The organism is Xenococcus sp. PCC 7305 (assembly GCF_000332055.1).
Lineage (GTDB): Bacteria > Cyanobacteriota > Cyanobacteriia > Cyanobacteriales > Xenococcaceae > Xenococcus.
Window position 1 is genome coordinate 1 of record NZ_ALVZ01000128.1, and the last position, 24,513, is coordinate 24,513.

Below are 24,513 nucleotides of genomic sequence, written 5' to 3' on the forward strand. Positions count from 1 at the left end.
GAGAGGGCAGAAGGATAAAACTACTTCTAACTTATCCCTTTAGGTTGAATTCCTCCACTTCTTTAAGTGGAACAGGGCATAGTGGTGAGTCTAATTCTCCCACTATGCCAGTTACCTTCTGCCTTCTGCCTTCATTCTTCTGCCTTCGATTTAAAATTATTGACTTTATAATTTAGCGCTGAGCGATTAAAAAATTATTATTCTCTAAATATTGTTTAAGGGGCGGATAATAAATAGGATTAATCGAATAAGTATGCTCTTTTTGTTTTACGATTCCCTTGCGGCATAACATCTGAATTCTAGCTTGAACCTGGAATTCTTCATCCCCCAAACTTGTGGCTAATGCCGATAAAGTTAAATCACTGTGCAACAACAAAGAATATAGAAGATATTGCTCTTCTGACTCTAAGGCTGGCAGGCTAGGCAATTTAGGGAGTTGTGCTATTAATTGTCGAGTATCCGAAGTTTCTTCTGCTTCATCTATCTCTTGATAGCGAATTGATTTTACGAAACTTTGCGCTGCCACGAGACTAACTCCTTGGGAAATAGAATGAAGACGATCAAAGTAATGCTCTTTATTATCTTTATCGCCATCTAAAATTTGTTTATCAATACTGGGACTATCAAAAGTAATATCGAATTGCCCAATCACTGGATCGAACCATTTTTGTAATTCTTTCTGCTCTATTTCTGATAAAGTAACGACTTCTCCGAAATATGCTTGGAGACTAAAGACTACATTTAAATATGTCCAACCAACTTGGTTAGCTCCTACAACCCAAAAGCGATTCTGAGGATTTTGACATAATAATGATTGCAAATATTCAATTCCAGCTAAACCTTCTAGCGAACGCAGAAAACACCAACTCAAATTGGGGATAATAATTACTTCTGGCTGCTGCTTGGTTGAATTATTGCTTGTGGATAGGGATTCTAAATAATGTTCTAATTTAGTTTTAATACTTGCGATCGCAGTTGGTCGAGAAGTCAAAGGTAAAATCCTAATCGATACTTTTTTTTGCTCTGCCCATTCTTCTAGAGCCTCAGAGAGAATTGATGATACAGCAGTTACAGGACTACTTAAAATCAAGACGGAATTGTTAGCCTGATTTGGAGCTTTTTGCCAGCTCTCGAATTTTTCATCTACGCTAGAGATAATTGCCTGCTGCTCTGCCTGATTAATTGGTAAATTCTCTACCGCATCAACTAATTGTTGGTACATTTCTGGTGATAACTCATCCAATAATTTCTCTGATTCTGAGGTTTTTAGGGAGTCGGTAATATTTTCAGCAAATAGAGAATTAAGACCAGGAAGATTGTTAACCAACCAGCTTTTTAGTTTTCCTAACATTAGATACTATGTATTTTTAATGACTGCGATCAGCCAACGGCTGGCGCCGCGCGATTGCAATCATTGTTAAAGGATTAAGGATATACAAGAGAATTGCTAGCAATGAATTTTAGTTAAAATACCTCTTGACTAAGATTTTACCCAAAAAGCGCGATCACTAAATATTTTGAATATTGCGACTAGCCAAAGGCTGGCGCTGCGTGACCCGCGTAGCGGATCTCTTCGAGATCGCAAAAAAGATGTCAACGCTCTAGGCTACATTGCTATTTTGCTCGAATATCTCATCAATTAACCAGCTAGTAGTTGCTTTAAAGTTATCCAATGGTCAATGTTTAATATTAGGGCGTGTCAGCCAAGGTTTGTTCCGCATTATCTAAATTTAAACGACGATCATCCCTAGCTTCTAGCTTGGCTTTTAATCCTAATTCTTCATCATCAGCTATTTCTAAGCCGGCTTGATTTCCTAATTTATCTACATCGTTAGTCTCAGCAAAAGGTTCTGTGTTTGCAAATTTTTCTTCGCCTGTATTCATGGTACAAAAAATGTATTTTCTAGTTGTTAATAATTTATGATCTAACCGAAGACCAATCAGGTTTATACTGCCAAATTTGAATGTGATATTGCTTCTTGTTGAAGTAATTTTAGGGCTTTATTTTTAATCTGTCTGACCCTTTCACGACTAATTCCACATTGACTTCCTATTTGTTCATAGGTCATGGTCTTCCCATTATTTAATCCAAAGCGTAGAGTAATTACTTTTTGTTGCTTGGGAGATAAAGTATGTAGTAAATTGCGAACTTGGGAATTAAGTTCTTCTTTAGCAATAAAATCTGTAGGAGAAGCCGAATCATCCGCTAAGATTTGACCCAATTCTGTCTGATTTTCGTCAATAGTTCGATTAAGACTTGTTAGATCAGTTATTCTAGCTACTTGTAGCAAATAATTTAATCTTTTGACTTTGATATCCAGTTCATGAGCAATTTCTTTGTCAGTAGGCTTGCGGCCTAGACTCAGGGATAACTGGCGGGCGACTTTTTTGACTTTATTAATATCTTGAGTGATATGTAATGGCAGGCGAATAATTCGTGCTTGATTCGCGATCGCTCTAGTCATTGCTTGTCTAATCCACCAATAGCTATAAGTAGAGAATTTATACCCTTTACTAGGATCGAATTTTTCTGCCCCTCTCATTAGGCCAATGCTACCTTCTTGGATCAAATCGAGTAAAGTCAAGCCTCGATTTTGATATTTTTTAGCAATAGAAACTACTAGACGTAAATTGGCTTGCACCATTTTTCGCTTAGCTCTTTGTCCGTTTTGTACTATTTTTTTCTCTTCTAAGACCAAATCTTTTTTATCTAACAAAGGAAGCATCGCTTGAATTTGATTAGCTAATATTACTTCTTCCTCTCCAGTTAATAATGGTATTCGGCCAATTGCTTTTAAATAACTTTTAACACTATTATCAGAATTATTCACTATAACTACTTTCCTTATTTTTTATGCATTACTCATTAAGATTTAGGTTTAAAATGTTACTCTCCCGCAGACCAAGGTTTGAGGAAGTCTGGGTAAAGAGTTAAACCACCATCGACAAATAAAGTTTGACCAGTTATATATGCCGCATCATCTGAAGCTAAAAAAGCAGTGATTGTTGCCATTTCTTCAGGAGTTCCCGCTCTTCCCATTGGAATATGACTTTCGACCTCTTTTCTTTTCTGCGGATCGTCTGTCCAACTATTGATCGGGGTAGCAGTCGCTCCAGGGGCGATCGCGTTTACTCGAATCTTGTGGGGTGCATATTCTAAAGCCAGGGTTTTAGTCATATTTTCCATACCGCCTTTACTAATCGAATAGCTAACATATTGTGGACGGGGAATAATTTCGTGGACACTGGAAACGTTAATCACAATTCCGCTATTACCTCTGTCTAAAAAATGTTTAATGGCTTCTCTAGCACAAAGATAAGCACCTCTTAGGTTTACTTGGATTACCTGATCAAAATCTGATGTTTCTAATTCGTGGGAAGAAGCCGCAGTTTGGATGCCTGCATTATTAATTAAAATATCCAGACTACCAAGTTTAGCTATAGTTTCTTGGCACATCCGAATAATATCGGCTTCTTCGGAGACATCCCCTTCTACAGATACTTCTTTCCCGCCACAGCCTCTTACTTGATCGCACATTTGCTCGATTAATTCTTTAGTATCATCAAGTTTGTCGGGGTCGTTACGATAATTGAGAGCGAGGTTAGCTCCTTCGGTGGCAAAGTGAGCTGCGATCGCCTGTCCGATTCCTGAAGTTGCTCCTGTAATCAGGACATTTTTCCCTTTTAAGCCTTTCATTACTAACTATTTATCTGGAGGAATTACTTGTCTCCTACATGTTTAGCAATTTTTCTCCACTATAAACATCTGTCTCAGGCTATAAAACATCTGATATTTTTAATATTTTTAGCTAATACGATCTCGAACAGATCCACTTTGTATGTCTTTTAGCGGATTCACTGAAAGCTGAATCAAGATATGTTTAATAGAAATATAGACATTTAATTTTAATTGGATAGGTCAATTATTAAAGCCAAGGTCAGGATAAATTGTACGAAAAAAACTATAGTTTATGAATAATTTTGTCCAAGAAGAATATTATCAACTACCAGACTATAAAAGAACTCTTCATCAATGGTTAGCCAAAGGTAGATGTTGGCACATCGAGTATCAAGGCTATCTTTCTAATCATCTTACGCATAATTGGGTAGTGATGGGAGGAGTGAATGCTTCAGAAGAATGCATGCAGCAGTGGCAAGATCTCTATACAAATATACGAGCAAAAGATCCATCAAAAGAACCAGAAGATTTAGAGCCTCCAAGAAAATTCCCTGTCGACTATACGACAATTACGGAAGCCAATTGGCGGAATAATATTCAGACTACTCGTATTGCTTTTCCTGCTTACAGAGATTTTTTTGATGCACGTCTGCAAAAATTGGGACTATCAACAACTCTACGTCAATATTTACCACAACTTTTACCTGGTTTGGTTGGGGCTGCTTTTCATGCGGTAATTCATACGGGATGGGCAACTGATGTCGAAAGTATCGATATGGCAGGAGAAGGTCTAGCTTATATGGCAACTGCTTTTCAGCCTTTGGCAACCGGCAATCGGTTTCAACCGCCTCAACCTCTTTGGTCAACCAGCGGGAGAAATATTATTGAAGCGAGTTTAGAATTTTTGAACCGTGATGATATCGAAACAATGATTCAGATTTCCCAGGAGGTAAGTGAGACAGAAGATTATGTAAGACTTAACAAAGGCGATTTTCAACAACGAATGATTACCTTTGATGATCCTCGTTTGCCTTTAGGAGCTAAACTGAATCAAACAGGTTCGCTGTATATGCCTGATACTTCTCAACCATTAACCGAAATTGTCGAACAGGCAACAGCTTTGATTGCGGCAGCTTTGCATGGTTCTGATAATGATTTTTTTGTTTTACATGGGTTAACAAGTTTACACGGTCTATTGTCTTTGCTGCCTCATATTGAGCCTGTATCCCGACGAGAGGCATTGGTTTATTGGTGGAGAGGAGTGATGGCCACGATGGTAGTTCAAGATCTACCTGGCTTAGAAAAAACAGTAAAACTTTTGCAGGAATGGCAAACAAAACGTGACCAAGAAAATCAAAATGCTTATACTCTTACGAAAGAAGAAGATGATTGGTGGCGAGATTTAATTAAATCTACTTTGTGTAGTCGCAACGAACATGTATCGAAAGCTACTTATGCATTATGGCGCTGGAGTGCCTGGAATGCTTTTCCTGAAGTAACGGTAAAAATGTTTAAAGCTACCGCTGTTAATGTTGTTAAACCAAATCCCGCAGAGCAGATTGACGGCGATCTTTGGTTTGTTAAATCTTTTTCCGATGTCTCATCAAATTCAAAAGTTGGTTTTACTAATAGGATTTGGTATTAAATATAAAAAAAGGGAGTAAAAATCCTCCCCGAAAACTATAAAATATTTTTATTTTTTCTTACAACTAACTTTTCAAACTTAGTTCTGGAGAGCCATAAGGTTCAAATTGTGATTTTTTCGCACCACATTTAGGACAAGACCAATCATCAGGAATTGCTTCAAAGGGAGTTCCTGGTTCTATCCCTGAGTCGGGATCTCCTTTAGCTGGATCATAAATATAATTACAGACATTACAGATATACTTTTGCATTTCCATTTCCTCATCGAATTTCACTAAATTAATAGTAATTAATTAATCATTCTGAAGCATCTTTCTCTAGATATAATATGAGAAAAAATTTGCTAACTGCTAACTGCTAACTGATGACTGATTTACTGATACTTGCTTCTTTGCATAATCAATTTAGCTACTAATCCAGTCCAACCTGTCTGATGAGAGGCTCCCAAGCCAGCTCCATTATCACCATGAAAATATTCATTAAATAATAATAAATCTTGCCAATTTTCATCGGTTTGAAATTTATCAAAATCGCCATAAACTGCTCTTGTTCCATCCTCCTGCGGCAGAAAAATACTAATCAAACGTCGCTCTAATTCCGATGCCACCTCCCAAAGAGTCATCATATTCCCAGAACCAGTAGGGCATTCGATCTTAAAATCACTCTCGTAATAATAATCAAACTTCTGTAAAGATTCGATCAAAAGATAGTTGATCGGAAACCAGATTGGGCCGCGCCAGTTGGAATTACCACCAAACATTTTTGTGGGAGATTCGGCAGGTTCGTAGACTACTTCATGGGTTTCATCTTCAGTTTCAAAAGTATAGGGATGTTCTTTGTGATATTTGGAAACAGAACGAATACCATAATCGCTGAGAAATTCTGTCTCATCAAGCATTTTTTCCAACAGTAAACGTAAGCGATCTTCGTTAACTACTGCGAGTAGACGACGAGAATTATTGTCGCATCCTTTCATGCAGGCAATATTCTGACTCAGTTGAGGCCGTTCATTAATGAACCATTCGACTCGTTTTTTGAATCCTGGCAATTTATCTAGAGTTTCCTGTTCAATAGTCGTCACCGCAAACAAAGGAATTAAACCAACTAGCGATCGCAGTTTTAAATCTATATTTGTACCATCAGGTAAATGTAAAACATCATAATAAAAGCCATCTTCTTCATTCCAAAGATTTGTACCTTCTGTTCCCATATGGTTCATCGCATCAACTATATAAAGAAAATGCTCAAAGAATTTAGTCGCAATATCTTCATAGACATCATTTTCTTGGGCTAATTCTAGGGCGATCGTCAATAAATCTAAGCAGTACATTGCCATCCAACTAGTACCATCAGATTGAGATAATTTACCGCCTGTTGGTAATTCCCCACCACGATTAAATACACCAATATTATCTAAACCAAGAAAACCTCCTTGGAAAACATTATTATTATCATCATCATGTTGATTTACCCACCAGGTAAAATTCAGTAATAATTTTTGAAATACTTTTTCTAAAAATTTTTTATCGGAACGCCCATAAATTTTTTGCTCGATAGTATAAACTCGCCAAGCGGCCCAAGCATGAACTGGAGGATTAACACCATCAAAATCCCATTCATAGGCTGGCATCTGTCCGTTAGGATGCATATACCATTCACGAGTCAGTCGATCTAGTTGTTTTTTGGCAAAGTCGGGATCAATAACAGCAAAAGGAATCATGTGAAAGGCTAAATCCCAAGCTGCAAAATAGGGATATTCCCATTTATCGGGCATAGAAATCACATCATCGGTATGCAGATGTATCCAATCGCTATTTTTTCCTTCTTTCCTAGATTCTGGTGGTTTAGGAAAAGCTGGGTCTCCCTTTAACCAAGTATCAATTACGTAATGATAATATTGTTTATTCCAGAGCATTCCCGCAAATGCTTGACGTTCAATATTTTGTGCCGCCAAACTTTTTTTGTAGGGTGAAACCCGTCGATAAAATTCATCGGCTTCTTGTTGACGGATCTGAAAAACGTCATTGTAGGGTTGCCCAAAAGGAGGATCCAGGTCAGGGCGATCGCAGAGTCTTAATTGAATAGCAGTAGTATCATGCCCAGCTATTTCTAGGCTGTAGTAAGCAGCAAATTTTGTGCCTATCTGGTTAGGATTAACTGCATTTTGCTCACCTTCTACGAGATATTGATTAAAAGCATCCTTTACATAGGGTGATTGATTTTCTTGAGAGGATAATTTTTGGTAATTGGTATTATTCTCTGTAAATAATAAGTTCGGTTGTTGAGCACAATACAACCATCTTGTTCCGAGATCGGGGTGTTGAGCTTCAATAACACTATATTCTTCTGTTTGCTCATAGATTTTTAACTTTGGCTTGGCAACATCATAGCCCCACGACCAAATATTACGAAACCAAAGAGTGGGTAATAAATGAATCGTCGCTGTTTCTGGGCTATGGTTGGTGATTTGAATGAATATTAAAATATCTTCGGCATCGGCTTTCGCATATTCAATAGTGACATCGAAATAGCGATCGTCGTCAAAAATACCAGTTTCTAGTAATTCAAATTCTTTATTTTCTAAGCCTCGCTGCTGATTTTCTTGTTTTAACTTTTGATAGGGAAAAGCTTGCTGAGGATATTTATAGAGAAACTTCATATAGGAATGGGTCGGAGTATTATCAAGATGGAAATAATATTCTTTGACATCTTCTCCATGATTACCCTGACTATTGGTTAAGCCATACAATCTTTCTTTTAAAAAGGGGTCTTTGCCATTCCATAAAGCTAGAGAAAAACATAATCTTTGGTGATTGTCTGAAATTCCTGCGATCCCATCTTCTCCCCAACGATATGCTCGATAATGAGACTGTTCAAAACTAAAATAATCCCAAGCTGAACCATCGGCACTATAGTCTTCCCTAACAGTTCCCCATTGACGATTACTTAAATAACACCCCCATCTTCGCCAATAGGCTTGACGTTCTCTATTTTCTTTTAGTCTAATTTCTTCTTGATTTAGCTTCTGAGGTTCTGGCATATTTTTTAACTTGATGCGATTTAATTTTGATTTTTAATATATTAATGTATTGCGATATACTTTTTCTTTGCTTTCTGACTTTAAATCTTTAATTCCTTGATGTACAAAGTAATTTAGAAAAGTTCTAATACTTGCGATCACAGCGCGAGTAAACCAACAGATTGCTAACCAGGAGTAACTGCTTTAAAAACTGAGAAAGCAATAATAAAAATGGCTATACCTTTAATGATTAGTTTAAGAAAAATTGCTAGGTGATGTCGGTCAATTTCTGTTACTTCTAGTAGTTTTTTCGTTAAAATCAAGATATAGCCAAGAAATCAAATGTTAAATAATAGTGGTGGTAAATAGCAGCGCAATATCAATTTAGTTAAAGAGGTTTTTTACTGAATTGATAAAGCCTTCAGAAGCATCCTCTGCATTATCTGCGGCATTATCTAATTCATTTTTGACAGTACCGATATCTTGTTTAGCTTTTCCTTTGGCTTGTTTTAAGGCACCTTTAGCTTGTCCCGTTACTTTACCAAGATTGCGTTGTACTGTACCGATATCTTCCTGTACTTTGCCCTCAATCTGATCGCTGACTCCCTCGATGGCGAATATTAGCGATGGATTTTCTAATGTCGCAGCATTAGCATCGATATTGAAATTAAGAAATAAATTTGCCCAGGCTAGCATAGCAAAAGCGATCGCGATCGCTAAAATAGCTAATTTCCCTAAATAAATTTTTCTCAGATTAGAAACTGTAGTGATTGTTGAAAACATAACTCATATTTGTTTTTGGTTTATAGATCGCATCATATTTAATATTTCTGTTTTTAGTATCTCTCTGGGGTTATATCATGCATAAGCGAATCATTGGTAAAATTTTTAAGTAAGAGAAAATGCCTCAGCTTTTTCTAACCAGAGAAAGACTGATAAATCTATATAATTCGACATAGTTTTCTTTAACAATTTTCTTCGAGCTTAACCTCTCTAGCCTAATGATTAAAAACCAATACACAATTCTCATAATTGATGACTCGGCAGAAGATCGAGCAGCTTACCGTCGTTATTTAACTAAACAAGTTGGAATTACCTATCAAATAATTGAGGCAGAATCTGGAGAAGAAGGCTTAGAAAAATTAGTAATATTTCAGCCAGATTTGATTTTACTGGATTATCTACTGCCAGATTTTACTGGTTTGGAATTGATCGAAGAGTTGCAAAGACAAATCAAATCGATACCTCCTATCATTATGCTGACGGGACAAGGCAACGAGGCGATCGCCGTTGAAGCGATGAAAAGCGGGGTCAAAGATTATTTAATCAAGGGAAAATTCACCCCAGAAACCTTAATTACTTCGGTGAAGAATATCTTGCAACAGGAGTATCTGCACTCTTTGATCAATAAAAGCACACGACAAAATAAGTTAATTGCGGAGATGGCGCTACGAATTCGTCAATCTTTAAATCTATCAGATGTTCTTAATGCTGCTGTTGGAGAGGTACAACTGCTACTTGATTGCGATCGCGTTGTTATTAGTCAGTTTACCCCAGAGATGAACTGTAATATAGTCGCTGAGTCGGTAAAACCTGGCTGGAAAAAGTCTTTAGGTGCAAAAATCGTTGATACTTGTTTTCGAGATCTCGGTACTGCTAAGTACCAACGTGGGGAAATCCTCACAATTGAGAATGTCTATGAAAGTAAACTTTCAGAATGTCATCTTGAACTACTAGAGAAGTTTCAAGTTAAAGCTAATATCGTGGTTCCGATTTTACTTGCCCCCTCATCAGTAAAATCTCATTCCTCCAATCTTTGGGGTTTGTTAATTGCTCATCAGTGCGATAGTACTCGTCGGTGGCAAAAAGACGAAGTAGAGTTGTTAGATAAATTAGCCGTACAATTAGCGATCGCAATTAACCAGGGTGAATTACTGAAAAATTTAAAAACAGAATTAGACCAGAGAATGAAGACAGAAAAGTCGTTACAGGAAAGAGCTCAAGAATTAGAATGTCTTAATAAGGAATATCTTAAAACCACCGCCCTACTCAAAAAACGCAACCAAGAATTAGACCGCTTTGCCTATGTGACTTCCCATGATCTTAAAGCACCCTTAAGGGCGATCGCAAATTTGGCGACTTGGCTAGGAGAAGATTTAGACGGACAAATACCCGAAGAAAATCAACAGCAACTCAAGTTAATGCGGTCTCGTGTTGAGCGTATGGATGGCTTAATTCAGGGTTTATTAGAATATTCCCGTGTCGGACGGCAAAAAATGTCAGTAGCAACAATTGATGTTGGGAATTTAGTTAAAGAGGCGATCGATTCTCTTTCCCCGCCTTCAGAATTTAAAATTGTTGTTGCATCTGATATGCCTACTATGAAAACTGAGAAATTATTACTAAATCAGATTTTTACCAATTTAATTAGTAATGCCATTAAATATCACCCTCATAATTCAGGCCATATTACGATATCCGTGACAGAACAAGATGATTTTTATGAGTTTGCCGTTGCTGATGATGGACTCGGAATCGATCCTAAATATCACGATCGCATTTTTGGTATTTTTCAAACTCTACAAGCAAGAGATGCGATCGAAAGTACAGGAATTGGTTTATCAATTGTAAAAAAAATTGTCGAAGATCGCGATGGGAAAATCAGAATAGAATCTCAACTCGGCGAAGGAGCTACTTTTTACTTTACCTGGAAAAAATAAAACAGCAATGTGTTATAGCTGACTAGTAATTTTATTATTAACTAATATAATAAAGTAAGAATAAACAAAATTATTTATCTTCAAAGTTAATAGATTTTATATTTAATAAACACCAAAATAGCTATATATCCTTGGTCGCATTAGAGGCAAAATCTAATATATTTCGCAGGTTAGACGAAATAAAACTATATGGCAAGTAACCTAGAAATAATAAATCAATAACGAGAGGAATAATTATTATGGCTTTAGTAAAAATTGCCGATTTATACCCTAACTATCAAGAAAGTGTCTTTGATGGTTATGACATTAAGAACTTTTCTGTTTACGACCAAACAGAAGAAAAGATTGGCTCGGTTTATGACCTTATCGTTGATGAGTCAGGTAAATTTCGCTATCTAGTTATTGACACTGGGTTTTGGATTTTTGGCAAAAAAGTTTTGGTGCCAGTCGGTAGAGTCAATGTTGATTACGACAAAAAACGAGTATATGCTCAAGGATTTACCAAAAAGCAAGCCGAAGATCTTCCTGAATACAGTGACGAGATGACTATTGACTATGACTATGAAGAAAAAGTCAGGATGATTTATCGAGGAGTAGAATATGATAATAACGACACCGTATATCTGCAAGAATCTGGAGAATACGATAGCGGTGCGTACAACCAGCAAAGCAATGTCTATGATTACGATCGCGAACCAAATCTGTATGCTCATCAGGAGACAGATAACGGTCAAAGTCTTAAGCTCTATGAAGAACGTTTAGTAGCTAACAAAGAGCGTTTTCTAGCGGGCACAGTGAGTATCGGCAAAAAAGTTGCAACAGAAACAGCCTCCGTATCTGTACCAGTAGAAAAAGAAAGAGTTGTTATCGAGCGTAACGCCCCGACCAATACTAAAGCCGTAACTCCCGAGAAGACTGCCTTTAGTGGAGGAGAAGTAGCTCGAGTAGAAGTTTTTGAAGAATCAGCCAATATTGAGAAGCAAGCTTTTGTTCGAGAAGAAGTAAGCGTGCAGAAAAATGTCGAAAGAGATGTTGTATCGGCAAGAGAGACAATTCGCCATGAAGAACTAGATATCGAAACTGATGAAGAAGCAGTAATTAAATAAGAGGCTCTAATTCATCATTTTTCATTTAGTAGTCAATTAACTTGAGTAGGGTGACTTTCAATACCCTACCTACAAGTCCATATAGTTAGTCTTTATTCAGAAAAAAATTTAGTATTTTATTTCTTTAGATAGATTAACTTTTCAAAGGATTTTTTTCCTTCTCTACTTTTGTTCAGAAAATATTGTTTTAGTAAAAAATTAAGATGAGCAATCATAAAACCTTTGAACTAGATGGTACCCGCCCGATAGAGAGTGGCGAAATAGAAGTTGTAGATACTTTTGAAGAAGATGGCACTCGTCCGATTGCGGAAAGTCCAGACTTTTTAGTAAGAGAAAATAAAAACTTCAACAGCGAAAAACGTCCTGTAAGTCTTGGTGGCTTAAATGCAAATAGGGTAATCAAAGTAGATGGCAAACGCCCTGTGGACAAGAGCGATGTGGATGTTGTTGATACTTTTGAAGAGGATGGTAAACGTCCAATTATGTCTAATAAATACCAGGTCGTAGATACTCTAAGTATTGACGGTGAACGGCCTATTACTTCTAATTAAATACTAAAGTTATTATTAAAAAGCCATGGAAAAATTTGCAAGATTTGGTTATGCTGCCAAAGGTTTTGTTTACGGTGCGATCGGTATTTTGGCATTATTAGCAGCATTTAGTGTTGGTGGCAAAACCACAGATACAACAGGAGCATTACATGCGATCGCTGCGCAACCTTTTGGGCAGATACTACTAGCTTTAATTGCTCTGGGTCTAGTAGGATATGTTATCTGGCGGTTTATTCAAGCTGTCAATGACCCTAGAGATAAAGGTACTGATGCCAAAGGAATATTAACTCGCCTAGGTTATATTTTTAGTGGCATTGCCTATGCTGGCGTAGCAACTAATGCAGCTTTACTGGCGATTGGTGTTAGTAATAGTAGTAGCGGTGGCAGCTCTAAACAAGATTGGACAGCGATGGTAATGCAGCAGCCTTTTGGTAGATGGTTGGTGGGAATAGCTGGTGCAGTCACTATTGGTATTGGTTTTTGGCGACTTTATCAAGCTTATAAAATCAAATTCCGTAAAAAGCTTAATCTTAACGAACTAAGCTCACAGCAAAAAGACTGGCTAGTGAACATTAGTCGATTTGGGGTTGCTGCTAGAGGTGTTGTTTTTGTCATGATTGGCTTTTTTGTTTTGCAAGCTGCTCATCAATATGACCCTGAAAAAGTCAAAGGATTGGATGGAGCGTTGTTAACTTTAGCCCAACAACCTTTTGGCAAAATATTATTAACTTTGATGGCATTGGGATTAGTTTCCTATGCAGTCTATTTACTACTACAAGCTCGATATCGTCAGATTAAAACAAACTAATTTATATTTTATTGGGAAATACGCTGCTTTTGATGTGATTCTCAGTGTTATTTTCGTTTCTACTCTCAGTCGAGCTATTAATGGCAGTTCGGCATTTTTTTGCTACCATTTTTGCAGGATTTGTATTGGTTGGGATGCACTGGCTGTTTGGCGCGATCGCTTTTCACTTGAATAAGTTTGAAAATAAGAGATTAAAGGGCGATACCTCCTACCCATTGCATTAGCGATCGCCATCATTGGATAGTATGGGGCAAATTGCTGTAGTCAAATGCCATAGACAGTCCCGTACTAGTAAAGCTAGCAAAAGCTTCAAAAATATAGTTTAAAGGTTGTCGAAAAGGCAAAATAGTTGTAGAAGTAACTTATCCATCTTCCGTTAGACGTTTTCGCTTTACCTATCCCACTATTATCAACAAAAGTAGTAGATAAAGTGATCGCTCTTAATGGAGAAACAAAATTACCGTGGCAGATAATCAAAAAAAAGTTTCAATGGGTCAGACACCCCTTACTAATGCTGCTGGTATCCCCGTACCAAGCAATACTGTCTCCAAGTCTGTAGGGAAACAAGGCCCTTTGCTACTAGAAGACTATACACTTCTAGAAAAAATGGCGCATTTTAACCGTGAACGCATCCCAGAACGGGTAGTTCATGCAGTAGGTTCTGGTGCTTATGGAACATTTACCGTTACCGATGATATTACCAAATACACCAAAGCCAAACTATTTTCTGAACTTGGTAAAAAGACAGAAATTTTTGCTCGTTTTTCTACAGTCGCTAAATCAAAAGGTGGCTCGGATATTTATCGTGATTTACGCGGTTTCGCTCTCAAGTTTTACACCGAAGATGGTAACTGGGACATGGTGGGAAATAATACGCCCATCTTTTTTATGCGCGATCCGATTAAGTTTATGGACTTTATCCGTTCCCAAAAAGAACATCCCAAAGAACATTGGCGACATGATCAAATGTGGTGGGATTTTTGGTCCTTAACCCCTGAAACTATTCATCAAGTATTGTGGTTAATGGGCGATCGCGGTGCACCTATGGGATGGAGACATCTGAATGGTTACGGTAGCCATACTTTTAGTCTAATTAATCAGGAAGACAAACGGATTTGGGTCAAATTTCACTTCAAAACGGATCAGGGTAATAAATTTTTTACTGACGAACAATGGCGTAAAATGCAGGGCATCGAACCCCGTTGGGCGACTAAGGATTTATACAATGCCATCGAAGAGGGGAACTATCCTAGTTGGACAATGTATATCCAAACCATGACCGACGAACAAGCACAGAATTTTCCTTGGAATCCTTTTGACCTGACTAAAATATGGCCTCATGGCGATTATCCTTTGCAAAAAGTAGGGAAACTAGAACTTAATCGTAATCCTGAAAACTACTTTGCCGAAGTAGAACAGGCCGCATTTTCTCCTGGTAATGTGGTTCCAGGAATATCTTGGTCGCCAGATCGGATGTTACAAGCACGGATTATGTCTTATGCTGATGCTCATCGCTATCGTTTGGGTGTTAATTACGATACTGTCCCCGTTAATAAACCCCAGGCTACCGAAGCAAATACACCTTACCGTGACGGTTTAATGCGTCATGACGATAATAATGGTTCGCGCATTAATTACAATCCCTCTCACGAAGGCTATCCCCAAGCAGATAAAAGAGCCGAAGCCCCACCTTATAATGTTTCTGGGATGGCAGCTCGTATCGAACTGGATGAAGAAGACCATTACGATCAAGCAAAAATGTACTACGAGATGCTCGACGATGGGGAAAAAGAACGTCTGTACAATAATATTGCTGGTAGTCTCGGTAAATGTAGCGAAGAAATTATTGCCGACCAGATGCAATTATTCCGCAATGTTTCAGCAGAATTAGCTAACAAGATACAAGAAGCAATATCTCAAACAGAGCCACCCAAACCCGAACCTAAACCTGCAACTGTTTAAATCATAGGACATTAAACATTTAAAAATAAATAAAGCGATCGCTATAGAAGATGGAATCGGCTTAAGAGCGATCGCTTTTAAGCTGATTCAAAATTAATAGTTATAGGTTATTCTCTGCTTTCTTCTCCAAACAAGAAGATTTGAATTATGGAAGAAATAAACCAATAAATACCAGCAATTAACATAATTAAAAGTAAGGGAGCAAAACCCGCAAAAGGAGCGAGAACTAGTATTAATAAAAGGCTGAGTAAAATTAATCTGTACCAAATAGTATTCATTTATTTTATTCTTTGTAAGCTATTTTTTTATAAAATATTACTTTTTCTTGTTTGATAAACCTATCTTATGAAAGATTTTTTTGGTAAAGTAAGTGTAATTCTAAGAAAGCATAAATCGAGTAAATATTAAAAGCAAAATAATTATATTTTTATACTCGCTCAACCCAACTGCACAAAAGATATTTTCTATTTAATTACCTCAACCTATTGATAATGTATTGGCTACAAAATAATAATAGCAACAGTTTAACGATTGTTGATTTTGATTTAGAATTAAACTACGTAACTAATTTAGATCGCGATTTGGCAGAAATTATCAGAAGATATGGTAAATATTTTTTAGCACATAAATCTGTAGCCAAAACTTGTGCTGAAATTGCTAAGTTCAGTCCTAGAGATGCCGCAAAGTATCGCGAATTTATTGATTTTTGGCAACGCCTGACTCAAGGTATTATCCCTATTTTTAACGCCCCACCCAAGTCAATCTTAGATATTGCTGGCAATTACGGCATACAAAACATTACTGATTTGCTTTCTACTGTGGGCGGAGTCGATAAAACTCTTGATTTAATTCGCACCATGTTGACTTCTTCTCAAGATAGTTTGCAATATTGGTTTGACTCGGAATTTCTCAAAGCACCTTTAGCCAGGTTAGCAGCCGAATTTGGTGCTCCTCCTTCTCAAAAAACCATTGGGATTGGTTCGATGATGATGTCGATGCGTCATAGCCCAGGTATGGCAAGACCTCGTGGCGGTACAGGGGCCTTAACTCAGGCTTTAGTCAAATTGGTTAAGTCTCTTGGGGGGAAAGTAATTTGCGATCGCACGGTAGAGTCAGTTTTAATTAGCCATTAGGGCAAAGCAGAAGGAGTCAGAACTGATAACGGCGAAGAATATCGTGCGAAAACTGCAGTTATCTCTAATATTGATGCTCGTCGTCTATTTTTAAATTTAATTCCCGAAGGAACTGCACCCAATTTACGAGAAAGATTAGATCGGCGCATCGTTAATAATAACGAAACTATTCTCAAAATCGATTGTGCTCTTACTGAAGCACCACATTTTACGGCTTATAACCATAGAGAAGAGTTTAATGTAGGTTCTATTTTGATAGCCGACTCGGTACATCATGTAGAACAAGCTCATGCTTTACCTGCAATGGGTATCATCCCCGATGAGAATCCTTCTATGTATCTTGATGTCCCCACAATACTCGATCCTTCTCTTGCTCCAAAAGACAAGCATATTCTTTGGATCGAATTTTTTGCCCCCTACCAAATACATGGTAAAGAAGGAACTGGCTTAAATGGTACTGGTTGGACAGATGAGTTAAAAAACCGGGTAGCTGACAAGGTAATTAATAAGCTAAATGACTATGCACCTAATGTCAAAGATTCAATTATTGCCCGTCGTGTAGAAAGTCCAGCCGAATTAGGAGCGCGTTTAGGAGCCTACAAGGGTAATTATTATCACATCGATATGACTTTAGACCAGATGCTCTTTTTCCGTCCTCTACCCGAGATAGCCAATTACACTACTCCTGTTGCTGGACTATATCTTACTGGAGCGGGAACTCATCCAGGAGGTTCGATCTCGGGAATGCCAGGACGCAATTGCGCTCGTGTATTTTTACAACAACAAAAGCCAATTGAAACGGCGATTGAAGATGCTAAAGAAACCATTGAATCGACAATAAGATCAATTTTTAAACAAATAAATAATGGAGTTTTATGATGAATAAATGTCTTTGCTGTCGCGATCGCTTATTAAAACACTTTTCTCAAAACAGAATATATTGGTTCTGTCCTACTTGTTACCAACAAATGCCTAATACTAAAAAAAACGCTTTTTGCCCTCAGCATAAATCAAAGCTAGGGTTGAAATAATTTGACTAACCTAATTATGAATCAAGCAAACTGGATTGATATTTCCTTAACTATACACCCAGAAATGCCTTATTGGCCCAACAATCCTCCTGTTACGATTGAACCCAGCCAGTGTTTGGCACATGGAGATGTCTGCAATGTTTCTAAACTTACTATTGGTACCCATACGGGAACTCATGTAGACGGGATAAATCATTTTATTAAAGGCGGCATGGGTGTTGATAAAATGCCCTTAGATGCAACTATTGGCAAAGCTAGAGTAATTGAGATTAAAGATCCCAAACAAATTAGGGTCGCTGAAATCGAATCCCATGATATTCAAGCAGGAGAAAGAATTTTATTTAAAACCAAAAATAGCACTTATGCCCTCAATTCTCCCGATTTTGTTGAGGATTTCGTGTATATATCTACAGAAGCAGCCTATTATTTGGCCGAAAAAAAAGTTCGCACAGTTGGAGTAGATTATCTTTCCGTTGGCGGTTATCAAGGAAATGTGATAGAAGTCCATCAAGCCTTATTAGGTTCTGGTATTTGGGCAATTGAAGGCTTAAATCTATCTCAAGTCAAACCAGGAGAATATGAGTTGATTTGTCTACCAATTAAATTAAAAAATGGTGATGGTGGTTTGGCAAGGGCAATTTTGCGATCTCTTTGAGAAATTGATATTAATCATTTTGATTCAGCAACGCCAGATCCTTTTTGATTACTTGAAGAATTATTGCTTCTTCTGGATTCAATTGCTCGTTATGTAACGGGATCTTGGTTTTTTGGGAGAATAAATTTAATAAAAGACCATTTTGATACGCCTCGATTATCACTGGATGAATGTAATATTTACGACAGGTTGCAGGGCGATTTCCTAAGCGTTTTGCTGCTTTTTTCACCGCTGTGGCAATATTACTTTGCGCTTGTTGCTCAGAATCAAAATCGCCCAACTTCTGTAATTCCGTAGCTGCTAGCAAAGTACCAGCCCAAGTACGAAAGTCTTTAGCGGTAAATTCTTGTTTCGTAATATCTTGCAGATATTGATTGACATCTTCGGAATTAATAAAATGGCGATCGCCAGAGCAATCATAATATTTAAAAATTTCATAACCAGGGATTTCCTGACAGCGTTTAATAATAGTTGCTAATCGGCGATCACTCAATTCTATTTCGTGGTCAACACCACTTTTCCCCCTAAACTCGAATCTTACTTTACTACCATTGATATCCACATGACGATCTCGCAGAGTCGTTAAGCCAAAAGAATCATTCTTCCTAGCGTAGTGATCGTTACCAACTCTAATCAAAGTAGTTTCTAATAATCGCACTACAGTAGCTAGGACTTTTTCTTTTGGTAAGCCATGTTTGCGAAGATGTCGAGCAGCCGTTTGGCGAATCTGGGGTAAATATGCGCCAAACAACAACATTCGATTAAACTTATGCTGAGAGCGAATCTTACGCCATTGAGGATGATAAAAATATTGTTTACGCCGTTTGCCATCTCTACCAGTTGCCTGTAAATGTCCATTAGCTAGATGACAAATTTTTACCTCGGTTAAGGCTGGCGGTATAGCCAAAGCTTTTATACGGGTTAATGCCGCCTTATCTGTAATGCGATCTCCATTAGCATCTAAATAACTAAAACCTCGTCCTACCTTTTTACGCTTTATTTGCAGAGTATCTGCTCTAACATAGCGTAGACCAGCAATCTGAGCCGATTCTTTGGGCTCTAAATTTAAAAATTCTCTCGTTTGGCGATCAATGATTTTCGCTGCTGCTAACATCTTATTTTCTTACCCAATTTTTCCCTCAATACATACTCATAAACTCTTCTCCAATTGTGGGATGAATACCAAAAGAATTATCCAAATCGTCTTTCGTAATTTCTTGGCGAATTGCCACACCCAAGCATTGAATCATATCAGCAGCATGTTCTCCCACCATATGCGCGCCGACAATTTTTTCTTCTATACCTACAGTAACCAACTTAATAACTATCTGTTCTTGAATAGCATCATCAGCTAAAGAATAAAGCATTGAAGTAGTGCTATTGTAATAGTATTGAACCTGATCGCCATATTTATCTCTAGCGGAAGATTCACTCATGCCGACTGTCGCTGCCTCGGGACGGGAAAATACTGCGGAAGCAACATAATCGTAATCGATAGATTGAGGTTTTTTGCCATAGAGAGTTTCTACTACGGCAAGAGCTTCTGCCTTTGCGATAGGAGTCAGAGGAATACGATCAATACAATCACCTACTGCATATATATGTTGATTTTTAGTGCGATAATATTCATCTACTTTAATTTCTTCTTTATCCCCTGTTTCTACGTCTGCTTTATCTAAATCAAGATTTTTGGTGTTAGGTGCGCGCCCTGTAGCTAATAAAACCTTATCGGCGATGATATTACGATCATTGTCCAAATATAGCTTGAATTTATCTTCTTCTGATTCGATTTTCTCAGCAGTAGTTTCGGCGATAAATTCAATTCCGCGATTAATCAATCCTTGCTGAACTTCTTGGCGTAACGTTTTATCAAATCCCGATAAAATCAACTTGCTAGTATCCATGAATACAACTTCTGCGCCGAAAGCGTTCATAATACTGGCAAACTCCACACCGATATAGCCGCCACCTACGATCGCAATCTTTTCGGGGACACGCTCTAATTGAAACATTTCGCGAGAGGTTATCGCCAAATCACTACCAGGAAAATCTGGTTTAATCGGATGTCCTCCCACAGCAATTAAAATTTTATCAGCAGTAATTTCGCGATCTTTTACTTTGACGCTTTGTTTACCTGTAAATTTGGCTTCGCCATAGATTAAGTCAATCCCTTTTTCGGCAAAGGTTTTTTTAAAAGAATTATTAATATTCTCCAAACGAGTGTGGATCTTTTTCATTAGCAAAGACCAATCAAGCTGGCGGTTACATTCTTGCCAAGCGTAGCTACCTGCTAAAGGTTCTTTGAGGGCGAAATCTGCTGCATAAACCATCAACTTTTTGGGAGTACAACCGCGATTGACACAAGTTCCTCCTACTTTTTCTTTTTCAATAAGAGCAACCTTGGCTCCATAGCTGGCAGCTTTCTTAGCTGCTGCCATACCACCTGTTCCCGCACCTATAATTAAAAAATCGTAGTCCATGGTATTGATTAAACCTCAAATTATTAATTCTTTGCTTCCCTATCTTGTCGTTACGCTCAAGGCGGGAAGTAAACATTATTGAATTTAATGTGACATTTAATCTGATTTTAGACCTCTGTCTTGAGTTGGAAAAAATATGACTTGTTTACTAATCAAGCAAAATATTAGATAGTAATTCAGGTTTGCCCGTGAATGTTACATCAAGATAGAAAATATTTCCCGCAGATATTTCCGAGCGGCGATCTCGAACATCAGTTGTTGCTTTATCTCCTTGGGCAGTAGAAATATAAAGAGTGTCGTAATTTAGCCCCCCGAAAGTAACACAGCTAACTCTCTGTACAGGTAAATCTATTTTCATGACCTCTTCGCCTTCTCGATTGTAGCGAACAACTCGATTTCCGCCCCATCTTGCCGACCAGAGATAACCTTTGGTGTCGATAGTTAACCCATCGGGGACTCCTGACCCTTCAGGAACTGTAATAAAAGGTTTTTGATTACTAAGATTTCCCGTAGCGAGATCGTAGTCAAATTGGTAAATGAGATAGCGATCTGAGTCCGTTATGTACAGATGTTCGAATTCAGCATCAAACCCCATTCCATTAGGAATTAAAAAACCTTCTGCCATTAAATGATAAGAGCCATCGCGATCAATCCGATAAAGATATCCGTCGTTGGTTTCAGTTGCCATAATCCCCGAATAGACTCTACCTTCAGGGTCAGCGATCGTATCATTAAAACGACTCTTTCTCGCCACAGGAATTTCAGCTGTTTGAGTCATATTTGTTAAATAAATATTATGAGGATTTTAGCTTTCGTAATTATTTTTCAGGCGATCGCTTACGCGTAAAGCATTAGCAATGATTGTCAGAGTAGGATTGACTGCTCCCATAGAGGGGAAGAAACTACCATCAACCACATAAAGATTTTCGACATCATGAGTACGGCAATTGAGATCGAGAACAGTAGTCTGAGGATCTAAACCAAACTTACAAGTACCTACCTGATGCCAAACTGCTGAGAGGGGGACTTGTTTAACAATAAAAAAATAAAAGCCAAACTGCTGAGAGGGGGACTTGTTTAACAATAAAAAAATAAAAGCCAATCTGACGTAAATAGCCTTGCCACATATCGACAAAATCTTGATGGGCTTTGAGATTATTGCGGGTAAAATCTACTTTGATTTGTCCATCGTTAGTTAGACTAATGCGGTTGTTAGGGTCGGGTAAGTCTTCACTAGTCAACCACCAATCGACAGCGTATTCCGCCATATATTCTAAAGTCGCTTTAGGTACAGAATTAGCAGAGAAGATAGCTAGTCGATTCCACTGCGATTTTCCTGTCATCTGAATTTGTCCTAGGGGGTAATTATGGTCTTGGCTCCCAAAGTAAAAATCGTTAAAGCCCAAAGTTTTTTGAAATTTGGTGGGGTTAGGTTTATCCGCGATCGCAAACATGGCGGAATGATTGTGTAACATCAAGTTACGTCCTACCATTCCCGAGGAGTTTGCCAATCCATGAGGATGTTGTTCGTTAGCAGATTTTAGTAACAAAGCAGCAGAATTAATCGAACCAGCAGCAAGAATAAAGGTATCGGCAGAAAATTCTACAATATCGCCATCAATCTCCACTACTGCCGCGCTCACTCGTTGACCTGTCTTGTCGGTAATTAGTTTATTAACTTTGGCGTTGATTTTTAACTCCACATTGGCATATTCTAAAGCGCGGTCAATGCAGGCTTTTTGAGCGTCCATCTTAGCGTCAATTTTACAAGGATAGGGATCACAAGTAGCACAGCGAATACAAGGGCTAGTTTCGGGATCTGCCACGTTACGATCGATTGCTAAAGTAAGATGATGCGGATGTAAACCCAATTGCCCTAAATCTTCTGCCACTTCTTGTAGTCTAGGTTCGTGAGGTATCGCAGGAAAAGTATATTCCACAGACATAGGAGGTTCGCTAATATCTTCTCCTTTTTGTCCATGAATTTTAAAAATACTCTCGGCGCGGGTGTAATAAGGTTCAAAGTCTTGATAGCTTAATTCCCAAGCAGGAGAGATTCCTTCTAAATGTTTTACCTCTTGAAAATCTTCTGCTCGCATTCTCTGCAAAGCTGCGCCGTAAACTTTGGTATTTCCTCCTACATTATAAAAAGCCTGGGGTAAAAAACTTTCATCATTTTTATCAAGCCATTTTTCCTGCACTTGATATTTTCTACCCTGAAAGATGGCATCAGGATTCCAATTTTCCTCTTCTTGAGGAATATATCCTCCTCTTTCAAGAATTAAAATCCGTTTTCCCGTAGGTGCTAAGGCGTAAGCAACAGTGCCGCCTCCTGCTCCCGCACCAATGATAATAAGATCGTAGTGGTTCATGGTTGGTTGTTTTTAGTTTTTTGTAATTAACGACTGTTTAGTTTAGTGACTACTATTCCTTTAAGACAATAATTAATTAATCACACCTATTACACCAGCAGTCGCTGAGGCAACGGCAGAAATTAAAGCGGTAAAAAATAGCCACCAGGAGGCTGTAGCAGCTGCTTTACGAGTTTCCTCCATATGTTGAGCAGCATAGAGTTTAGCTTTTTCTAACTGGATTGCTGCTTCATTTTGAATCCGTTCCGCTCTTTGTAAAACGCGATCGCGATTTCGTTCAATTTGACTAATTAGACGCTCGGCATCAGCTTGAGAAATATCATCGCGAGAACTCATAATAGCGATCAAGGTTTGGCGGTCAATCTTCGAGAAACGATCTTTGAGAACCTCAAAACCAGCCTGCGGATCATCAAATAGGGTTTGAAGGTCTCGTTTAATGCCTTCATAGGCGAGTTCGGGTCGCTCTAGACTATTGAGATAGTCTTTGATTTTTTGCAAAATACTATCAAGTAGGGATTGAACTTTTTCCTGTACTATTTGTAATTGGCTCAAGATTTGATCTCTGACTTCGAGGATCTGGTCTACGACTCGGTTCACATCAGCTTCGGAAATATCTTCTCTTTGGCTGAGTAATGCTACTAAAGTAGATCTATCGAATTGCGCTAGCCGCTCTTGAAGATTTTCCGCTCCCGCACGAGGGTCATTGAGTAATAAATTGAGATCTCGCTCGATGCCAGCAGGATTTAATTCTTCTTTATCGGTCGCACGTAAATAATCGGCGATCGCGCTTTGAAAATCTTGTACTTTTTCCTGAGTACGCACCGCCAGGCGACGGGGCGCTTTGGCAATGCTCCGCAAAGTTGACTGAACATTATCAATGATCTGATTAACATCGGTTTCGCTTAAATCTTGGCGTTGAGCTAATAGCTGAACCAGAGTATCGCGATCCATCGCTGCTAAACGCTGACGAATTGCTTGAGAACCCAGTTTCGGATTATCCAGAAGAAGCGTTAAATCTTGTTTAACCTGAGTTCGACAAGATGAAACCAAGACCATACGCGATCGCTAAAAAATAAATTGCGCTCAGCAAAGCTTGGCGCTTTGTGCGTCATGAGATTTAAAATGGATTAGGCTCTATCTTCTAGCTGCTGAATCAGGGTTAAAAAACAGTAGGAGGGAGAGCCGATAAAGCTTTGGGCTCTAGATCAAGAGAAGGTTTCTGCGGGAAATAAGAGTAAGCTACTAATCCAGCCAGAAGATTCACCAGAAAATTCCAGATACTCCTGTGTCTTGAATGCTCTATTTGAGAAATATTTTTGAGTTGGTCATTGACTGTTTCAATTAAAGCTCTCT

20 protein-coding genes and 2 pseudogenes are annotated in these 24,513 nt (G+C 38.2%); 8 read left to right on the forward strand and 14 right to left on the reverse strand.

Features of this window, described 5'->3' with window-relative positions; translation table 11 throughout:
• Positions 1-172 precede the first annotated feature (172 nt).
• The 4 genes from XEN7305_RS06835 to XEN7305_RS06850 all read right to left on the reverse strand — a co-directional run bounded on the left by XEN7305_RS06835 (position 173) and on the right by XEN7305_RS06850 (position 3,697).
• Positions 173-1,351: a hypothetical protein gene (locus XEN7305_RS06835; protein ID WP_006508638.1), complete on the reverse strand. Its 1,179-nt coding sequence runs from the start codon at positions 1,349-1,351 to the stop codon at positions 173-175.
• Between the two features lie 338 nt (positions 1,352-1,689).
• Positions 1,690-1,884, reverse strand: coding sequence for a DUF6335 family protein (locus XEN7305_RS06840; protein WP_006508639.1), 195 nt, complete (start codon positions 1,882-1,884; stop codon positions 1,690-1,692).
• Between the two features lie 62 nt (positions 1,885-1,946).
• On the reverse strand, positions 1,947-2,834 hold the full coding sequence (locus XEN7305_RS06845; RefSeq protein ID WP_040896992.1) for a sigma-70 family RNA polymerase sigma factor: 888 nt from the start codon (positions 2,832-2,834) through the stop codon (positions 1,947-1,949).
• A 53-nt stretch (positions 2,835-2,887) separates the two neighbouring features.
• Positions 2,888-3,697, reverse strand: a complete 810-nt coding sequence (locus tag XEN7305_RS06850) for a glucose 1-dehydrogenase (protein ID WP_006508641.1) — start codon at positions 3,695-3,697, stop codon at positions 2,888-2,890.
• A gap of 274 nt (positions 3,698-3,971) precedes the next feature.
• Between XEN7305_RS06850 and XEN7305_RS06855 the strand changes: the two genes are divergently transcribed.
• Positions 3,972-5,324, forward strand: coding sequence for a questin oxidase family protein (locus XEN7305_RS06855; RefSeq protein WP_006508642.1), 1,353 nt, complete (start codon positions 3,972-3,974; stop codon positions 5,322-5,324).
• A gap of 64 nt (positions 5,325-5,388) precedes the next feature.
• On the opposite strand, the gene rd is transcribed toward XEN7305_RS06855, so the two are convergent.
• The 3 genes from rd to XEN7305_RS06870 form a co-directional block, all read right to left on the reverse strand.
• On the reverse strand, positions 5,389-5,574 hold the full coding sequence (rd, locus tag XEN7305_RS06860; protein ID WP_006508643.1) for a rubredoxin: 186 nt from the start codon (positions 5,572-5,574) through the stop codon (positions 5,389-5,391).
• A gap of 122 nt (positions 5,575-5,696) precedes the next feature.
• Entirely contained in the window at positions 5,697-8,363 is a 2,667-nt protein-coding gene (locus XEN7305_RS06865; protein WP_006508644.1) for a mannosyl-oligosaccharide glucosidase, read from the reverse strand.
• Positions 8,364-8,726: 363 nt separating this feature from the next.
• Complete coding sequence (locus XEN7305_RS06870; RefSeq protein ID WP_006508645.1) at positions 8,727-9,125, reverse strand: CsbD family protein; 399 nt, start codon at positions 9,123-9,125, stop codon at positions 8,727-8,729.
• 218 nt (positions 9,126-9,343) lie between these two features.
• Here XEN7305_RS06870 and XEN7305_RS06875 point away from each other — a divergent pair, with 218 nt between their 5' ends.
• The 7 genes and pseudogenes from XEN7305_RS06875 to XEN7305_RS06905 all read left to right on the forward strand — a co-directional run bounded on the left by XEN7305_RS06875 (position 9,344) and on the right by XEN7305_RS06905 (position 18,308).
• On the forward strand, positions 9,344-11,062 hold the full coding sequence (locus XEN7305_RS06875; RefSeq protein WP_006508646.1) for an ATP-binding protein: 1,719 nt from the start codon (positions 9,344-9,346) through the stop codon (positions 11,060-11,062).
• A gap of 239 nt (positions 11,063-11,301) precedes the next feature.
• Positions 11,302-12,168 carry a DUF2382 domain-containing protein gene (locus XEN7305_RS06880; protein ID WP_006508647.1) on the forward strand — a complete coding sequence of 289 codons (867 nt, stop codon included), beginning with the start codon at positions 11,302-11,304 and terminating at the stop codon, positions 12,166-12,168.
• 203 nt (positions 12,169-12,371) lie between these two features.
• Positions 12,372-12,719, forward strand: a complete 348-nt coding sequence (locus tag XEN7305_RS06885) for a hypothetical protein (RefSeq protein WP_006508648.1) — start codon at positions 12,372-12,374, stop codon at positions 12,717-12,719.
• A 25-nt stretch (positions 12,720-12,744) separates the two neighbouring features.
• Positions 12,745-13,527: a DUF1206 domain-containing protein gene (locus XEN7305_RS06890; protein ID WP_006508649.1), complete on the forward strand. Its 783-nt coding sequence runs from the start codon at positions 12,745-12,747 to the stop codon at positions 13,525-13,527.
• A 489-nt stretch (positions 13,528-14,016) separates the two neighbouring features.
• Entirely contained in the window at positions 14,017-15,489 is a 1,473-nt protein-coding gene (locus XEN7305_RS06895; protein ID WP_006508651.1) for a catalase, read from the forward strand.
• Between the two features lie 605 nt (positions 15,490-16,094).
• Positions 16,095-17,501 (forward strand): annotated as a pseudogene (locus XEN7305_RS30290) (phytoene desaturase family protein); the annotation flags it as partial.
• A 168-nt stretch (positions 17,502-17,669) separates the two neighbouring features.
• Positions 17,670-18,308: a cyclase family protein gene (locus XEN7305_RS06905; RefSeq protein WP_006508655.1), complete on the forward strand. Its 639-nt coding sequence runs from the start codon at positions 17,670-17,672 to the stop codon at positions 18,306-18,308.
• Between the two features lie 10 nt (positions 18,309-18,318).
• Here the strand turns inward: XEN7305_RS06905 and XEN7305_RS06910 are convergent, their stop codons facing one another.
• The 7 genes and pseudogenes from XEN7305_RS06910 to XEN7305_RS06935 form a co-directional block, all read right to left on the reverse strand.
• Positions 18,319-19,422: a DNA topoisomerase IB gene (locus XEN7305_RS06910; protein ID WP_006508656.1), complete on the reverse strand. Its 1,104-nt coding sequence runs from the start codon at positions 19,420-19,422 to the stop codon at positions 18,319-18,321.
• Between the two features lie 25 nt (positions 19,423-19,447).
• The gene (gorA, locus tag XEN7305_RS06915) at positions 19,448-20,788 is read right to left on the reverse strand and encodes a glutathione-disulfide reductase (RefSeq protein ID WP_006508657.1); all 1,341 of its coding nucleotides are present in this window, start codon (positions 20,786-20,788) and stop codon (positions 19,448-19,450) included.
• Positions 20,789-20,936: 148 nt separating this feature from the next.
• Positions 20,937-21,566 carry an SMP-30/gluconolactonase/LRE family protein gene (locus XEN7305_RS06920; protein WP_006508658.1) on the reverse strand — a complete coding sequence of 210 codons (630 nt, stop codon included), beginning with the start codon at positions 21,564-21,566 and terminating at the stop codon, positions 20,937-20,939.
• A 27-nt stretch (positions 21,567-21,593) separates the two neighbouring features.
• Positions 21,594-21,872, reverse strand: a complete 279-nt coding sequence (locus tag XEN7305_RS29715; RefSeq protein WP_006508659.1) for a GMC family oxidoreductase — start codon at positions 21,870-21,872, stop codon at positions 21,594-21,596.
• Positions 21,820-23,160, reverse strand: a complete 1,341-nt coding sequence (locus XEN7305_RS06925) for a GMC family oxidoreductase N-terminal domain-containing protein (RefSeq protein WP_006508660.1) — start codon at positions 23,158-23,160, stop codon at positions 21,820-21,822. Before XEN7305_RS06925 ends, XEN7305_RS29715 begins: the two co-directional genes overlap by 53 nt.
• 72 nt (positions 23,161-23,232) lie before the next feature.
• Positions 23,233-24,186 (reverse strand): annotated as a pseudogene (locus tag XEN7305_RS06930) (hypothetical protein); the annotation flags it as partial.
• A 133-nt stretch (positions 24,187-24,319) separates the two neighbouring features.
• A partial coding sequence (locus XEN7305_RS06935; protein WP_006508662.1) for a transposase occupies positions 24,320-24,513 on the reverse strand: 194 nt, incomplete at its 5' end.

Coding starts and splice junctions, on each gene's coding strand:
- XEN7305_RS06880 (WP_006508647.1), top strand. CDS start 11,302: ATGGCTTTAGTAAAAATTGCCGATTTATACCCTAACTATCAAGAAAGT.
- XEN7305_RS06875 (WP_006508646.1), top strand. CDS start 9,344: ATGATTAAAAACCAATACACAATTCTCATAATTGATGACTCGGCAGAA.
- XEN7305_RS06920 (WP_006508658.1), bottom strand. CDS start 21,566: ATGACTCAAACAGCTGAAATTCCTGTGGCGAGAAAGAGTCGTTTTAAT.
- XEN7305_RS06895 (WP_006508651.1), top strand. CDS start 14,017: ATGGGTCAGACACCCCTTACTAATGCTGCTGGTATCCCCGTACCAAGC.
- XEN7305_RS06905 (WP_006508655.1), top strand. CDS start 17,670: ATGAATCAAGCAAACTGGATTGATATTTCCTTAACTATACACCCAGAA.
- XEN7305_RS06855 (WP_006508642.1), top strand. CDS start 3,972: ATGAATAATTTTGTCCAAGAAGAATATTATCAACTACCAGACTATAAA.
- XEN7305_RS06885 (WP_006508648.1), top strand. CDS start 12,372: ATGAGCAATCATAAAACCTTTGAACTAGATGGTACCCGCCCGATAGAG.
- XEN7305_RS06850 (WP_006508641.1), bottom strand. CDS start 3,697: ATGAAAGGCTTAAAAGGGAAAAATGTCCTGATTACAGGAGCAACTTCA.
- XEN7305_RS06840 (WP_006508639.1), bottom strand. CDS start 1,884: ATGAATACAGGCGAAGAAAAATTTGCAAACACAGAACCTTTTGCTGAG.
- XEN7305_RS06910 (WP_006508656.1), bottom strand. CDS start 19,422: ATGTTAGCAGCAGCGAAAATCATTGATCGCCAAACGAGAGAATTTTTA.
- XEN7305_RS06865 (WP_006508644.1), bottom strand. CDS start 8,363: ATGCCAGAACCTCAGAAGCTAAATCAAGAAGAAATTAGACTAAAAGAA.
- XEN7305_RS06870 (WP_006508645.1), bottom strand. CDS start 9,125: ATGTTTTCAACAATCACTACAGTTTCTAATCTGAGAAAAATTTATTTA.
- XEN7305_RS06925 (WP_006508660.1), bottom strand. CDS start 23,160: ATGAACCACTACGATCTTATTATCATTGGTGCGGGAGCAGGAGGCGGC.
- XEN7305_RS06835 (WP_006508638.1), bottom strand. CDS start 1,351: ATGTTAGGAAAACTAAAAAGCTGGTTGGTTAACAATCTTCCTGGTCTT.
- XEN7305_RS06890 (WP_006508649.1), top strand. CDS start 12,745: ATGGAAAAATTTGCAAGATTTGGTTATGCTGCCAAAGGTTTTGTTTAC.
- gorA (WP_006508657.1), bottom strand. CDS start 20,788: ATGGACTACGATTTTTTAATTATAGGTGCGGGAACAGGTGGTATGGCA.
- rd (WP_006508643.1), bottom strand. CDS start 5,574: ATGCAAAAGTATATCTGTAATGTCTGTAATTATATTTATGATCCAGCT.